General features: G+C 56.5%; 9 protein-coding genes. 3 read left to right on the top strand and 6 right to left on the bottom strand.

All coding sequences use genetic code 11. The features are described 5' to 3' along the window. Window positions 1-19: 19 nt before the first annotated feature. From HAV22_RS24115 to HAV22_RS24100, 4 genes are all read right to left on the bottom strand, one after another. Window positions 20-1936, bottom strand: a complete 1917-nt coding sequence (locus HAV22_RS24115; protein WP_166862578.1) for a hypothetical protein — start codon at window positions 1934-1936, stop codon at window positions 20-22. A gap of 508 nt (window positions 1937-2444) precedes the next feature. Continuing rightward, window positions 2445-5510: a hybrid sensor histidine kinase/response regulator gene (locus HAV22_RS24110; RefSeq protein WP_166862576.1), complete on the bottom strand. Its 3066-nt coding sequence runs from the start codon at window positions 5508-5510 to the stop codon at window positions 2445-2447. Window positions 5511-5518: 8 nt separating this feature from the next. Next, complete coding sequence (locus tag HAV22_RS24105) at window positions 5519-5866, bottom strand: hypothetical protein (RefSeq protein WP_166862574.1); 348 nt, start codon at window positions 5864-5866, stop codon at window positions 5519-5521. 746 nt (window positions 5867-6612) lie between these two features. Continuing rightward, the gene (locus HAV22_RS24100; RefSeq protein ID WP_166862573.1) at window positions 6613-6834 is read right to left on the bottom strand and encodes a hypothetical protein; all 222 of its coding nucleotides are present in this window, start codon (window positions 6832-6834) and stop codon (window positions 6613-6615) included. A gap of 38 nt (window positions 6835-6872) precedes the next feature. Here HAV22_RS24100 and HAV22_RS24095 point away from each other — a divergent pair, with 38 nt between their 5' ends. Continuing rightward, window positions 6873-7112 carry a hypothetical protein gene (locus HAV22_RS24095; protein ID WP_166862571.1) on the top strand — a complete coding sequence of 80 codons (240 nt, stop codon included), beginning with the start codon at window positions 6873-6875 and terminating at the stop codon, window positions 7110-7112. Between the two features lie 163 nt (window positions 7113-7275). Here the strand turns inward: HAV22_RS24095 and HAV22_RS24090 are convergent, their stop codons facing one another. Beyond that, entirely contained in the window at window positions 7276-9480 is a 2205-nt protein-coding gene (locus tag HAV22_RS24090) for a hybrid sensor histidine kinase/response regulator (RefSeq protein ID WP_166862569.1), read from the bottom strand. 317 nt (window positions 9481-9797) lie between these two features. Between HAV22_RS24090 and HAV22_RS24085 the strand changes: the two genes are divergently transcribed. Then, the gene (locus HAV22_RS24085) at window positions 9798-11402 is read left to right on the top strand and encodes a response regulator (protein WP_166862567.1); all 1605 of its coding nucleotides are present in this window, start codon (window positions 9798-9800) and stop codon (window positions 11400-11402) included. 635 nt (window positions 11403-12037) lie between these two features. Continuing rightward, window positions 12038-12496, top strand: coding sequence for a response regulator (locus tag HAV22_RS31855; protein WP_371869724.1), 459 nt, complete (start codon window positions 12038-12040; stop codon window positions 12494-12496). A gap of 1197 nt (window positions 12497-13693) precedes the next feature. Here the strand turns inward: HAV22_RS31855 and fliD are convergent. After that, complete coding sequence (gene fliD, locus HAV22_RS24075; protein ID WP_208296349.1) at window positions 13694-15094, bottom strand: flagellar filament capping protein FliD; 1401 nt, start codon at window positions 15092-15094, stop codon at window positions 13694-13696. Window positions 15095-15193 lie beyond the last annotated feature (99 nt).

Below are 15193 nucleotides of genomic sequence, written 5' to 3'. Positions count from 1 at the left end.
TTCATCGAAAGGTGCCGAATCAGAGCGTTACGCTGCGCTTGAGGAAACTCTCAAGTAGATCTTCCCTGAGCGTACCGTCATTATTGTAGAAATGAGTATAAGCAAATATGCCCATCTGTACATGCTGGAATATTGCCCGGGCTGCTTTGTCGATTCCAACACCTCGCGCCTCTGCGATGACATTGAGTACGGCCTCGATCACGTCATTGGCGTCTAATTGGTTGTCGATGGTCAGCAATAATGACCTGAACGAGTTGCTACGATTACGTTCTATTTCGACCCAATGGTGGAGCCGGCCGCGGTATTCGAAGCGTAAGGCCAAGGCAGTACGCCAATGGGCGCTACGGCGGTCATGGGGAATGTCGTAGATGGTTCTAAAACCGCCATATGGCTTGAGCTTTCTGCGAAGGGATTCGTCGTCGATGAACGTCCAACACATGTAGCCACTTCGCTCGGAACGCTGTTCTGGCCGCCGCGCCGGGATGACAGTGAGGTCCGCGATCACCTGGCGTTGTGCGAGTGCGCACAAGGCTTGGTACATGTGATCGAAGCACGCGTTTGGCGCCCGCACGACGGTTTTCACCTCGGCCTTGGGCAAAGCGTCTTTTTCGAAGGTGTGTGCACCCGCCGACACGTCGGTTCCATCGTTGTCGATGCCCGGCAACCCGCCCTGATACCGCTGGCTTTGCTCCTTTTCCAGTCGCCGATATTGGGGGCCCGCGTCTAGCCAACTCCACTGGTTGCCTTTGACCGTTGTGGTCGAGCTGCCTGAGTGGCCATCGAGATCGGAGCGCACGACCGTATCCTCATTAGCCTCCTTGGATGGGGGAGTCCCCCCGTAAGGCTTGGGAAATGCAACAGGGTTTGATTGTGCTCCACCGTCTCCAGCGTTAGTACGGGAATGGCCGATGATGGGGTAATGGGATGGCCAAGTGGATCCACATATGTCGGTGATGAGAAATTTCTGATGCGCCAGCTGGCGGTTGTCCGCCGTTTTTTCGGTCCAGCCGCGAAGTTCCAAGCATTTGACGGCGAGGTCGAGTTTGCCGGTTTTTGCCTGTAAGGGGATCTCGGCACTGGCGAACCAAGGTGCTCTTGGATTTGCGCCGCGGTCTTGGAGCGCTTTCGCAAAGATGGATTCGGCACGAGCCCGGGCATAGTCATCGAAATGGAGCACAGCGATTAGGCCCGCGTACTCGTCGGGTATAAGAGTCTGCAGGACAATGTTCCACTGTCGGCCTCCATCGGCAATCCCAGTCTGTAAGCCACCGTAGGTTTCGTTGAAGGAAACGACCTTCTCAACCTCTTTTGACCACGGGCCGGAACAGAAAGCATTGGCGAGCAGATTGTGCATTGCGTAAAACGTTTTGAAGATCGTCATGCGCGGCAGGACGTAGGTGTCACTTCCTCCTTCCTTGCGAAACCGTTTGAAGAACACCAGGCGGCTTCGGCTAAAGCGCACATTCGGTTGGAAATGGTCGGTCACGCCTGAGTATTCAAAGGCATTAAGAATGCGATATGGAAGGCTTGGCGCCCATCCAGGCACGGCTTCTATGGTTTCACCTGCCCGTACTTCCGTCGAGTCTGTTTCACCGGTCCCGAGCGTCAACCTGCGCACTATGCTTGGAAGCTCGCCTACCTTTTCACGGTTATGAAAAACGTCACCGATACGAATTGCCGGCAGTTGCCCTGCAAGTATCGAGACGAAATCGAACTCAGGCTTCGGCCCGCGAGGGCGGGTTCCCAGCAGCTGCTTTGTGGCGTCAGGAGAGAGTCTTGAGAGTTCATTCTTGGCGCTTATTGGAAGGCGCTGCAACATGACCTGTACCGATGCAGTGCGTGTCCTGGCGTGAGCCAAGTTGAACTGGTCGATGTATTTGACTGCCCAGAACTGATCGTCTTGCGGAAAACTAAATTTCGCTTGCGTACTCTGCATGATTGTCGCATGGCAACATTAACAACCGTACTGTACTTCAGTCGCAAGTTTACGTGTAGGAATTTTTTGAACGCACTTCGCGAGGAGCAAACGTACACGCATAAAAGTTGGTTGTCATGTTTAGGCTGCTGTCGATTCCGACACAGTGAATCGCTGTACATCAAGTGACTTTTGAGTTGGCTCGGTGCGTCCTCGTCGCCATTGTCCTCCTGACGCTTGCGTTAGCCGGCGCACAGTCAGATTTGGCATACTCCTCGACCATCAGGAAATGGCGAGATTTACATTGATAGGAAAGCGGCTGTATGCAATGAAGCGTATGTCGGTAGCGCTTCAACGAGCAGCAGCGGCCCGGCCATTGGGGGCGGAGACAGACCGCGCCCTCAGATGGGCATCCGCCTGGGGCATGGTGGCCGGGATACGGACACCGCGTACGCGTGTACGCCTGCGTAGAAGCGCTCTCGTAGGAGCTCAGGGCGGGTTAGCGCATTCGCCGTCTCGTCACGCAAAATCATGGACGAGTACATAGCTCGGCAATGCGTGCTCTCAATGCATCGATCTCAACCGGCTTGGTCAAGTGTGCATCAAACCCGGCTTTGCGTGTATTTTCCCGGTCCTGTTCTGTTCCCCATCCAGTAACGGCAATGAGCTTGATGTGCGCGAGGCCAGCATCGCTGCGTATGGCCCGCGCCAGGTCCAATCCGTCCATCCCGTGCATGCCAATGTCGAGCACGGCAAGGTCTGGGTTGATCTGTTTGGCCTTGACCAATGCGTTCTGCGCGTCGTAAGCCAGATCGACTTCATGCCCGTCGACCTGCAGCACTTGTCCCAGCATGTCAGCGGCATCGACATTGTCGTCGACAACCAGGATACGTAGCGCGCGTTGACAACATGCAGCATCGGGGACGGCAGAAGTGTTCTGGGTAATTTGGCCGGCGGGGCATTCGATCAAAGGGAGGCGCAACGTAAATTCCGAGCCTTTCCCCTCGCCGGCACTGCACACGTGGATCGATCCCCCATGCTTCTCCATAAGCCGCTTGACGAGATTGAGACCAATTCCGAGACCGCCGTGCGCCAGTTCGCTGCCGGTATGGACTTGACTGAACATGTCGAACAGGTAGGGTTGGGCCGACGCTGGAATACCGATGCCGTTGTCCGCTACCTTGATGACGGCGTTATCGCCGTCTCGGCCCGCCGACAAGGAGATGATCCCATGGTCCGGGGTGTACTTCACCGCATTGGTCAGCAGGTTACTGACCACCTGGACCATACGATTTTTGTCGGCATCGATACATAGCGGTGTTTTTTTAATTTCCCGAACAAATCGATGATGTTTTTCGTTGATCATCGGCGCCGTTGCCTCGATTGCCAGGGCGAGGATATCGTCCAGTTGCACGGGCGCCTTCTTCAATTCGATCTTCCCAGACGTAACCCTTGCCAGGTCCAGCAAATCGTCGACCAGGTGCACAAGGTGATCGACTTGTCGAACCATGATGTCGCGTGCCCTGGTCGTTGTCGCGCTCCCGGCGGGCGCCATGCGCATGACGTCGAGGCTGGCCCGGATGGGCGCCAGGGGATTGCGCAACTCATGGGCCAGCGTAGCGAGGAATTCGTGCTGTCTCAGGTTTGCCTGTGCAAGGTCGGCAGCGAGCTGACGCAAGGCTTCGTCATTCTTCCTCCGATCGGTAACGTCGTCGAACAGCAGAGCAAGCTGACGGCTTCCGACGCCGCCGAGGCGGACCACCGAGATATCGAACCATGCGCCGAGCGCGGATGAATAATCAGTAATGCGCACGGGTTCCCCGGTGCGAAGCGCTTCGGCATACTGGCCCACCCAATCGAGATTTGGCTTATCCACGACCTCCCGCAAAGTCTTTCCGGTCACGTTGCGCAACCCGGTCAGACGTTTGAGCGCCGGGTTGACTTCAAGGAATCGGTAATCGACCGGTTGACCGGCTTCATCGAATTCGAGCTCGATGACGGCGAAGCCTTCTGCCATCGAGTCAAAGAGCGCGCGGTATCGCTCATCGCGAAGCCGCAACTCGGCTTCGCGCCGCGTGCGTTCGGTGATATCTCGCAGGAGGATCGCAGCCTGGGTTGCACCACCGCCGCCAATCCGGGACACCGAAATGTCGATCCAGCGCTGTCCTTGTTCGATCTCGGCCGTGTGCTGCACCGTCTCTCCGGTATGCAACACTTGCGTGAGCACTTCATTCCAATCGAACGGGCTATCCTGAACGACGTCAGCGAATGATCTTCCGCAGAAGCTGGACATGCCGGTGATGGCCGACATCGCCGGATTGGTTTCCATCACACGGTGTCCTAGGCTTCTGCCCTGCGCATCTAAGTCGGCCTCGACAATTGCAACCCCCTCATCGATGGAATTGAGCAGGGTGCGATAGCGTTCCTCACGCACGCGCAGCTCTTCCTGGGATGTCCTCAGCTCGGTCACGTCGATCACGCCCCCAGGCATGCAGAGTGGCGTGCCGTTATCGGCGAACTCCACCTTACCCCGAGCATGCACGTGGCGAATTGCGCCGCTCGGCAAGAAGATCCGAAAGGTCGCGGAAAACGTGCCGCCCGTAGCAAGCGCTTCTTTGACGCTGGCACGAACGAAGCCTACATCACTAGGATGAATTGCTGCGAAAAAGAGCTTGGGAGATACGCCGTTTTCTTCCTCCGCCTTTATCCCGAACAAGCGCCGCATGTGTTCGTCAGCGTACAAGACGTTCGCGGTGGGGTCCCAGTTCCACGTTCCGATATTGCCTGCGCTGAGCGCCGCGTCCAGACGATGTCGAGCATCGCGCAAGGCTTCGTTCGACACCTTCTGTTCATGGATATCGGTGTTCGTGCCCATCCAACGGACGAGCTCGCCGCTCGCCTGGTCGAAAACCGGCTCACCACGGCAAAGCACCCATCGATATTCCCCCGAGTGGTGGAGAAAGCGCATGTCAACTGATAGCCGGGTCCAGGCTCTCTTCGCGTTTTCCCATGCGTACCGAACGGCGCTCCTGTCATCGGGATGCACGGCACTCGTCCAGCCATGGCCGACCAACGACTCGATGGGCAGGCCTGTGAACTCCAGCATCCGTTCGTTGAAGTAATCGCCGCGGCCTTCGCTGTCCGCGGACCAAACCATGTGCGGCGTTGCGTTGATAATGGCGCGCAGGGTTGCGTCGCTCTGCTGGAAGTGCAGGATCGCTGTCGCATCGCGCAACGTCTTGACGAAACCGATGAAGGTTCCGTCCGGAAGTCGCAAGGCCGTTACCTCGCCATCGACAAAAACCTTCGACCCGTCCTTCCTGACGAGCCAGCGCGTGTCGGGCGCCGCCCCATTTACCTTTGCTTGCTCCAACTCCTTTGCAGGTATTCCATCCGCGACGTCCTCCTTTGAAAAGATGGCGGCAATTGGCTTGCCGACGATTTCCGGCGCGGCCCAGCCGAACATCGCCTGCGCGCCGGCACTCCAGTCGACGACTGTGCCGGTGGGCGTCAGCGTAATCAGGATAAGAGATTTAGCCTGCCGCGCAACCAGATTCAACCGCTCTTCAAACGAGATGTGATTCAGTATCGTCACTGATGGCCTCACGGTATCGGTGCTGCGTCGCTCATAATTTCCTCCGTCCGGAGGCGGTTTCGTTTTCCGGTCCAACGCCCGAAGTGGATCTCGCAGCGCGTGAGGCCAAGTTCCTTGATTTCCGCTATCGCTGTTTCGAGCGTCCCGTACAGCCGCGGACTCTGCCGTTCACTCTTCAGGATATATTTGACTTTCCCAACAAATGTGATGGCCCACTTGTGACCATTCACACATTCGATGGCTGCCGCGCTTACGGCGCCAGAGACGACCAGATGCCGTGCCACGTCAAGATTGATAGCGTTCATAAACACGAAGTCGTTACAACTGCGGCGCAGTTCGCACAAAACTGCGTTCATGTCACATGCATATGTGGTACTCAAAGCAGGAATTCAACCCACCTGTAAGTACGACAGTCGAATTCCTCTACGCCAATAAAAATGCCGCCGTCACCCTAGGGCACCCGGCGGCAAACATATCCAGCCATGGATATACAGGATAAATCGAGTGCATGCCCTTGGATTGCAACCCTTGCATGGCGTCATGAGTGCAACATGATGTAACAGCGCTGCTGGTTGCCGCTTCGTGTTCCACCTTGAAGCTTGGTTCTCAAGGGCACAACAACACACTTCTACGCTAACGAACTGGACCTGCCGATGCCGCATTGGCCCCCCCGAACCAAGCGTTCTGCGTCATAGACCCGATTCCGGAACATTAGGTGTTTGGATAATAATTTGCGCGATCGAAACACAGCGCACGATATGTGTTCTCACTGATCGGTGCGCGTTCCTTCTGTTGCCCGATGTGGCGCAGTAGCGCGACCACCGTCCCGCCTTCGGGCTGCGCCAACTCGCCCAAAGCTTGCCGCTGCTCGAACGTCCATTTCTTTGGTAGCCGGTGTGACGCCCTTCGTACAGTCAGGCCAGCCCGAACTTGTTCCAGCGCTGCCGCCACTGTTCGACGCTATTCAAATGCACCATGAACTCGTCCGCAAGTCTGCTGTAAAGTCAGCCCCTGGCTCAACCGCAATATTCCCTGCTCCCGCATCCGCGTACGCGGGTGCGTGAAAAATCCCCATCTCCCGTGGCGTCCGTCGTCCGTCTTTCTACAGTTCCAGCAGTTTCATCGCTTCATCTCCTGCTATCTCCGGCGTGAACGCTAGCTGGATGATAGAGTGGGCTATCATCAGCAAATGAACTTCGAAGCCCGCTGCCGTATGCAAATTAATCTGAACCGCAAGCCCGTGCGGCCAGTGCCACTCGACCTGGCCGGCGTGGGAGGCCGCCGGCGTGTGCTTGACGCTGCCCGCCGCGTGATGGCTACTCATGCCGATGTGCTCGCGGCCCTCGCGCGAAGGTAAGAACCATGAAGAACCGGACTCGAAAAAAGCAGCTACAGGCCCAGCGTGCCAGTATGTCTTTTCGTTTGAAACTCACTGCCGACGACCTAGCTTGGCTGGAGGCTCCCCCAGTTGGGAGAGAGTTTGGAAGCATCGCCGGTCAACATTCGATTCGTGAACCTGGTGCAATGAAAGGCACAATCAAAATCGCTGACGACTTCGATGCCCCTTTGCCGGAAGTTATTCAAAGTGAATTTGATAAGTGATGACTGCGGCCCTGTTTTCTTAAATTTAATATCTGCAACTATAGCGTTTCGGCACGGAATTCACCGTAGATTTTGGGTGAGTACTTACTTAGCTTGCCTCCATGGCAGAGAAGTAGCAAAGAGCAATGACCAGGCGACGGTTTATCCGACAGCACAGACTTGATCAATGATCTGCTTCCGTATTTTCGTTCGGCGAGCTGAACACGTCTGGAAACGCTTCTTTAAGGGCATCCAGCGATACTGGCTTCGTCAGGTGGAGATCGAATCCGGCGTCGGCACTATTGGCTCGGTCCTCAGCGGCACCCCAGCCGGTGAGGGCGATCAGATGGATGCCTTGTAATTCGGGCTCCTTGCGCAGTTGTCGCGCTACATCGTAGCCGCTGATGTCGGGCAGCCCGATGTCCAGAAAGGCGACCTGGGGCAAAAATCGCCGTGCGAGCGTCACAGCGTCGCGGCCTGTATGCGCAATTTCGACCGTATGGCCCAGGAGACTTAGCAATGCTCCTAATGTGTCGGCCGCGTCGACGTTATCGTCAAGGATCAAAATACGCCGCCCCGACGCCTCTGAAGCAGGGCTTGGCGCCGATACCTGAGGAACCGTGACCGGCACGTCAATATGTACGAGCGGCAAGCGAACGATAAAGCAGCTGCCATGCCCCAGGCCGGCGCTCTTCGCAATCAGCGCGCCGCCATGCATCTCGACAAGCTTGCGTGCGATCGACAGACCGATGCCTATGCCTCCCTGGCGGCGCTCGCTACCTGCTGGCGCCTGAGAAAACAGATCAAAGATATCCGGCAGCACGCCCGGATCGATGCCGATGCCGTTATCGATGACGCATATCGATACTTCGTTCGTGTCGCGCTGGACCACCAATTGAATCAGCCCGCCGTCGGGAGTGTACTTGGCAGCATTGTTCAAGAGATTACTGAGGACTTGGGCCAGGCGGACAGGATCCGCGTTCACCATCAAAGGCTCGGCTGGCATACACACGTCAAGCGTATGACCTGACGCTTCAATATGCAGCCGGCTCACGTCCATAGCGTTGTCGACGACGGTGCGCACCAGGATCGTTTGCCGTACCAACTGCAGCTTGCCGGTGGTGATTCGCGAAACATCCAGCAAGTCGTCGATCAGGCGCACGAGATGCTTCAGCTGGCGGGCCATGATCTCGCGTGTGTTGTTCAGCTGTGCTGGAAACGAAGGATTGATGCGCATGAGTTCCAAGCCAGCCTGGACGGGGGCGAGGGGGTTACGCAGCTCATGCGCCAAGGTCGCAATGAATTCGTCCCGCCGGCGATTGCCGTCCTTCAGCTCTTGTTCGAGCTGCCAGCGATCGTCGATGTTTGTACAGGTACCAAACCACCGCTTGACGTTACCTTCCTTGTCCCGGATCGGCACCGCGCACACGAGGAACCAATGCCAAGTGCCCTCCCGTGCACGAAGGGGGAAAATGTCTTGCCAGGCCTCGCCGGCCTCGACAGCATGACGCAGGCCCTGCTGGATCCGGTCGCGATGTGCCGGATGATCGGATACCGTGCGCCATTGCCCGTCGAGATCGTCGCCAGTCAGACCGGTATATTCCTTCCACCGCAAGTTGAACCACTCAAAATGGCCATTCGCGTCGAGCGTCCAGGCATGCTGGCTGATGTGGTCGGCCAGCATTTCAAAACGCTCTTTCTCCTGTGTCAGATCCTGGTCGCGCCGTCGAACAGTGGCAACAAGGATGCCAATCGCCAACAGGGAAACACCGCAGGCAACGATAGCGGAAACGTGAGCGTGGCGTGCGGCGCGGTTACGCGCAATCTCGCTCTGTTCGAGTTGGCGACGTTCTTCGGCGCGCAAATTCGAAACCGTCATCCGAAGAGCATCCATGAGCCGCTTACCCCGGCCCTCCCGAACGATCGCCAATGCCTGCTCGGCCTTGCCTTCATCATGTAACGAGATGGTCTTTTGTAGCTCGTCCAATTTGTCCCGTACAAGTACGTCCACGCGGTCCAGGAGCACCTTCTCTGTGCTGTTACGCGAAATCGACATACGGATCGACCTGAGCAACTCGGCGATCGGGGGCCGCCGGATGAATGGTACTGATCCGTGGCCAACGGCCGAATAATATGGCTCCAGGAATTCCTTGTCGCCGCTCAACAAGTACCCGCGCTGCCCCGTCTCGGCGTCGATCATCGTCGTTTCGATCTGAACAAGTGTGTCCAATACATTGTGCGTTCGTATCACGACGCCGGCCGTACGTTCTTGCGCGACCGAATTGATATAGCCGAGCACACCGCTAAGAATGATGAGCAAGATCGTAACGATGAGTGAGCTGATCACGCCGAGCCGGTGAAAACTCGCGTCTTTTGCAATGGTCATCATGAAAGTTTTCATATGTGCAACAAAATTTCGCATGTTGCATTAGTCATTGATGCACAGACGAAGTCTACCGGCAGATCCAAAAACGCGGAGTTAATTACTTAACATCAATGCAAGGGTTCGATGGACCTTCCCCAGCTTTGGACTTCCACTGTAAACGTCATGGCTTAAAAGACGCAGAAACAACATTTATAGGTCATATGATGTAAAAGTTGTTACGGAATATGATTAAAAGAAAATAATTTCCTTAATATAAACAGAATTTACTCTGGATATTGTTATGCTCACCGGCTCGCTCATGCATACGTCAAGGAGGTAGAGTGCAAACATCCGCGCGAGCCAAGGTTCTCGTCGTTAATGATGACACTGCAAGTCTGTTGGCCTTGACCAGTTTGCTCGACGCTTGGACCGAAGAACTGGGTTACGAACTCGTGGGTGTGTCCTCGGGATACGAAGCCCTGCGTCAGGTGCTCATGCACGACTTTGCTGTCATCCTTCTTGACGTAAATATGCCTGGCATGAGTGGGTTCGAGACGGCAGACGCGATCCGTCAACATCCACGCTCGGCCGACGTGCCCATCATTTTTATCACGGCCTACCAAGCCGATGAGATCGATCGTCTAAAGGCATATCAGCAGGGTGCAGCCGATTTTTTGTTCACGCCCGTCATACCTCAGATCTTGCGTGCCAAGGTTTCGGTGTTCATCACGCTGAGGCGAAAAAACGAGGAGCTACAACAGCAGGCGGCAATGCTTAGCTTGCGCACCCACGCGCTCATGGAAACGAACGAGCATCTGCAGCGCGAAATCGCGGAGCGTCAAGCGGCCGAGCGGGCGAACCATGCCAAGGATGAGTTCCTGGCCATGCTTGGCCATGAGCTGCGCAACCCTCTCTCGGCAATTGGCAGCGCGGCGTCCTTGCTCGGCATGCCCGCCATTACCGCCGAGCTTAAGCGTCGTGCCCAGGGCATCATTGACAGGCAGACCCGGCAATTGAGTTCCATTGTCGACGATCTGCTCGACCTTACGCGTGCGATGTCGGGCAAGATCGTGCTGGCGCGACGTCCGCTTGATCTCGCTGAAGTGGTAGCAACTTGCATCGAGACTTTCATGGCTGCTGGGCGCCTGGAAGCCCATCGGCTAACGCGGGATTTGGCGCCATGCTGGGTGGATGGCGATCCGACTCGTCTGGAGCAGATCGCATCGAATCTGATAGATAACGCGATCAAGTACACGCCACCCGGCGGGAAAATCCACGTGGCAGTAACAAGTGAGCGGGGCGAAGGTGCGTTGACGGTATCTGACAACGGAATCGGCATTGGTGCGGATCTGTTGCCAACGATCTTTGATCTCTTTGTACAGGAACCTAGTTCGCTCGACCGCGCGCGGGGCGGGCTCGGCATCGGCTTGTCGCTGGTGCGGCGCCTGGCCGACCTGCATGGCGGAACCGTTGACGTTCGTAGTGCTGGGCCCGGTCTAGGTAGTACGTTTACCGTTCGTTTGCACCGTGTTCAACCTGTCGAAACAGGTCTGCCGCAACGTAAGGTCGGCCTTCCTCAACGTCGGGGCACCGTGCTCGTGGTTGATGATAACGACGACGGTCGGGAGATGCTTGCCATGGCCCTGGACGCGCACGGAAACCTCGTTTATCAGGCCGCCGGTGGTGCGAGTGGAATTGACATTGCCAACAGCTGCCGGCCGGACGTGGCCATTGTCGACATTGGCTTACCTGATATCGATGGCTACGAAGTCGCGCGGCGTCTTCGGCAGAGTCCTGCCACCCGGGGAGTGCGGCTCGTTGCATTGACCGGCTACGGATTGGCCAAGGATCAGGCACGAGCCATGGAGGCCGGCTTTGACATCCATCTGGTCAAGCCTGTCGATATCGACAAGCTTGTCAGCCTACTCGGCGAGTTCTGTCCGTAGAGGAATTGCCGGCGGCTGGCCCACGAAGCGGCGGCACAAATTGCAGGCTGCAAGTTCGTGCTCACTGCGGAATATCGGCGATTGTCTCGCAGTTGGCTGTCGGCACCGCGCCAACTACGTTATGCCGGGCTGTGCGCTCGAGCCTGCAGCTCGACTTGACGCGATTGACACACCTGTACGGCGAACGCACGTCATCAATCGAAAGCCGTCGAGCTAGGGCTGTAGAGGCAAGGAAGCTTGACGGTTACCGCTCAACGAAGTGCATACTGTCTTACGGTCTTCTCGATCAATGAACTTGGGGCACGATCAGTGAAACAGCCACTTTTCGCGGTAGGCACTTTCGTCGTCACAACAAAGAAGACCTCCCTCGTCGAGAAGGACAGTGTTGGCATTGTTACATCCGTCCAGATTCAGCAGTTTTTTTTCTGGAAGCGCATCTTGTATATTTGTGCGTTCGTCGGGGGTACCAAGGCTGCGATGAGGCCACGCGATGTCGCATTGTTCGACGGAGGGGCAGTACGGGATGGAACGGGACAAAGGTAGATTAGGTGCACAATAAGGCCTGTTTGGATTTCAGAGGTCGAGGTTGAGAATTTGTTGCGTTTAGTAATGTTTCTATCGCGCATGAGCACAAGATGCAAGCTAGAATGAGGATCCACATGCCCTTGCGCTGCCAATCTCCGATGCCGCCTCATAATGGGTTACGAGTACTTTTTGTTGAGCCTGACGACGATCTGCGCTACGTGATGTCGACCTTGCTTCGGTTGGTCGGCTGCAATGTCAGGGCCGCTGCGAACGGAGCCGACGCGTTGGCGAGCATCAAGGCATTTGCAGCTGACGTCGTTCTATCCGAGCTAACTCTCAGTGACGTCAACGGCTTCGAACTGGCTAGGTACATACGGGCGCTTCCCAATACTGAGCATGTCGTCCTAATTGCACTGGTCAGCCTCTGTAAGGAAAACACTCGATCCGACGCCGTGCGAGCCGGTTTTGCACGCTTGTTAGTGAAGCCTTTGCCGTGCGAACGGATCCTTGATGTTCTAGGTCCCATAGCAGAGAGTCGAGGCCGGACGCTAGAGTCGTCAGAGTGCTGACCGATCTGTGCCAACGACGTGGTCCCAGTCCAGTGGCGTCAATTTGGCTTTCGGCTGATGAAATGAGTAGTTCCGATCTCTACCGATGTCGGCAAATGCGGATGCGATCCGGCGCAGGACTGCCGAACCGTCAGAAACCATACGACGACACGTGCAGGGGATAATCGACGCGAAGCCCAATGCGTTGCTCATCACTTGTGTGACGTGTCGCACGGTGCGGCCGTAAATCTGACAGTAGGCTATTGTGTGCCATCGTCCGGGATGCCGTGCAAGTACCTGCTCGATCGGCTGGCGTCGGACATTGGAACCGCCCCGAAATCATCAACACGTTCGAAAGCTTGGTTGCGCTACCTGATCCGTTACCGGCAAACAGTCGCGGGAGCGGACTTGGCAAGCACGGACATCGAACCGCAACGATGGAGCCCATTCATGAGTATAGATACCTCAGTAATCCGAGCACGGGCTTCGAGATTTGATTTCGAGACCCCGACGATCCCGCTAGCGTATTCCAGAAGAGATGAACGAACGGCTCGCATCGTATACAAAGCTTTGGCGATACGCCGATCGTTCGGCCAGCAGGCTGCCCGCGTATTCCTTATGTCGATGGGTGTTAAAGCGTCCCTTATTCACCAGGTGGTCAGTTCCCCGGTCGAGCGGCTACGACGTTGAGTACGGGCTCGTTGCATATTTGCAATACCCCTTCTACAAGCATTGGTATTGACACCGTAATTGATCGAAAGTGCGCAAGTGGCGAAAACGGGGCAGTGCATAGGCCTCAGTGAGCGATCTGGTAGATTTTCACTTCGAATTCGGCAAAAACAGTGGCAACTCTAATTTAAACTCTTTGCATGGTATCCAAAGAGAAATCTCCGCAGTACATGACGTCAGTTGAGCTCGAAGAGGCGATACGACGTCATCGCGAATTCACCAAAAAGTTGATCGCCGAGGCACGTAGTCGTCGTGCAGGAAAGTCCGTCGATCCCTCGGTTGTTCCTCCCAAGAGTAACCGGTTCCTGAGCGGCGTTATATTTTTCGGTTTCGCAGGCCTGCACAATCCCGTCCGATGTCAACAAGATGGAGTCGGGCACGGACAAGCAGGAACGTTACACCTCGGGGAAGATACCTGGCTTAGCCGCTTACACCTGGCGAAGCCACTTGCGTCGGCATTATCCGGTGTTCCAGGAGGCTGCGTCCCCTTCAAGACTTACTGCCGAACATGGCATCGAACATGGACAGGTTGCTGTTCATGGTCGACTGCAGGGCTTGCAGATTAGTAAATTGCTTCAGGTAACGCTGATAGGCGGTGTCATATTGCGTGCTCAGATCGGCCTGGCGCTTCGTCAGGTCGGACTGCAATTTAGTGTTAGCATTGGTGCGCTGCTGGATTTGACCAGTAGCGCTATTGCTCCACGTATTCAGGTATGTGTTCAAATTGCCCGCGATACCACTCGGACTGCCGATGTTGCTCGAGCCGATCAACTGGTCCAGACCGTTCGGATTGACGGCCAGCTGCTTGGTCAGGCGCGTCGAGTCGAGCGCGAGGCTGCCATCGCGGTTCGCGGTGATGCCATAAGCGGCCAGCGACAGGCTGCCGGTCGGGCGCACCAGGTCGACCAGGCGCCTTTGCAGTGCCTTGACCCCTGAATCGTTGACGAAAGCGCCCGCTGCCTTGTTGCTGCTCGCATTGCCCGCATAGACCAGGCCGTCGACCGCACTCTTGAGCTTGTTATACGTGTCGACAAACGACTGAACATTCTTGATCGTGCCGGCGGTATCGCTGCTCACCGTCAGCGTGACCGGATTCTCGGTCGAGCTTTGTGCGCGGGTGAAGGTCGCCGTCACGCCGTTGATGTTCGTAAAAGTATTAGACGCCTGCTGTATCGGCGTGCCGGTCTTGCCGCCGAACAGGACGATTGCATCCTGGGCCGCGGTCATGATGTTACGGGTGCCCAGACCAGCTTTTAACGTCGCGTCGGTCACGAGAGAAGGATCAAGCGAAACCGTATTGGCTGCGCCCGTGTTCTTCGAGGTCAGCACCAGCCGCGTGTCGGTGCCGATGGTCACCACGCCGGCCGAGACCAGACCGTTATTGCCGGAAGCACGGTTGATCGCGGCCGCCACCTCGCTGATGCTCAGCACGCCGTCCTTATTCGTATCGGCGGACGCGGCCGACAGGTCGACGTTGAACGATGCCGTGGCAGTCGCGGTGGTCTCGTTGGACAGTTTCACCGTCAGCGTCCCCCCCGGCGTCCTGCCGTCGGAGAGGCCGTTGTACGAGACCTGACTTGCCGTGGCCAGCTGCTGCACGAACAGGCTATAGGTGCCGGCGGCGGCCAGCGGCTTCGCGGTGGCACTGCCGATCGTGGTATCGGAGAAAGCGGCGGCCTGAGCCAGCATTGAACTGTTGAGGCCGGTCAGCGAGCTCAGGCTCGTCTGAAAGGCCGAGATCGCGGAGCTGAGTGCCGACAATCCACTCGACGTGGCGTTTGCCACGGCGGTCTGGCTGTTGATCTGTTGCTGGGTTCCGGCGACGAATTTCTGGGCCATTGCGGCGGCAGTAGTGGTCGGGTCATAGGCTGGTGCGGTGATGCTCGACATGATTGCTCCTCGAGGATTTTGTACTACGCTGCCATAAACTGCTGGGCTAATGAAAGCTGGGTAACACTACGTTTCCGCGTTTGTCTGAATTCCTGTGGA

It is taken from the genome of Telluria antibiotica, assembly GCF_011682055.1.
In the GTDB taxonomy this organism is placed as follows: Bacteria; Pseudomonadota; Gammaproteobacteria; order Burkholderiales; family Burkholderiaceae_D; genus Telluria; species Telluria antibiotica.
Note: the sequence above shows the minus strand (reverse complement) of the source record. Positions and strands in the feature narration are given on the sequence as shown.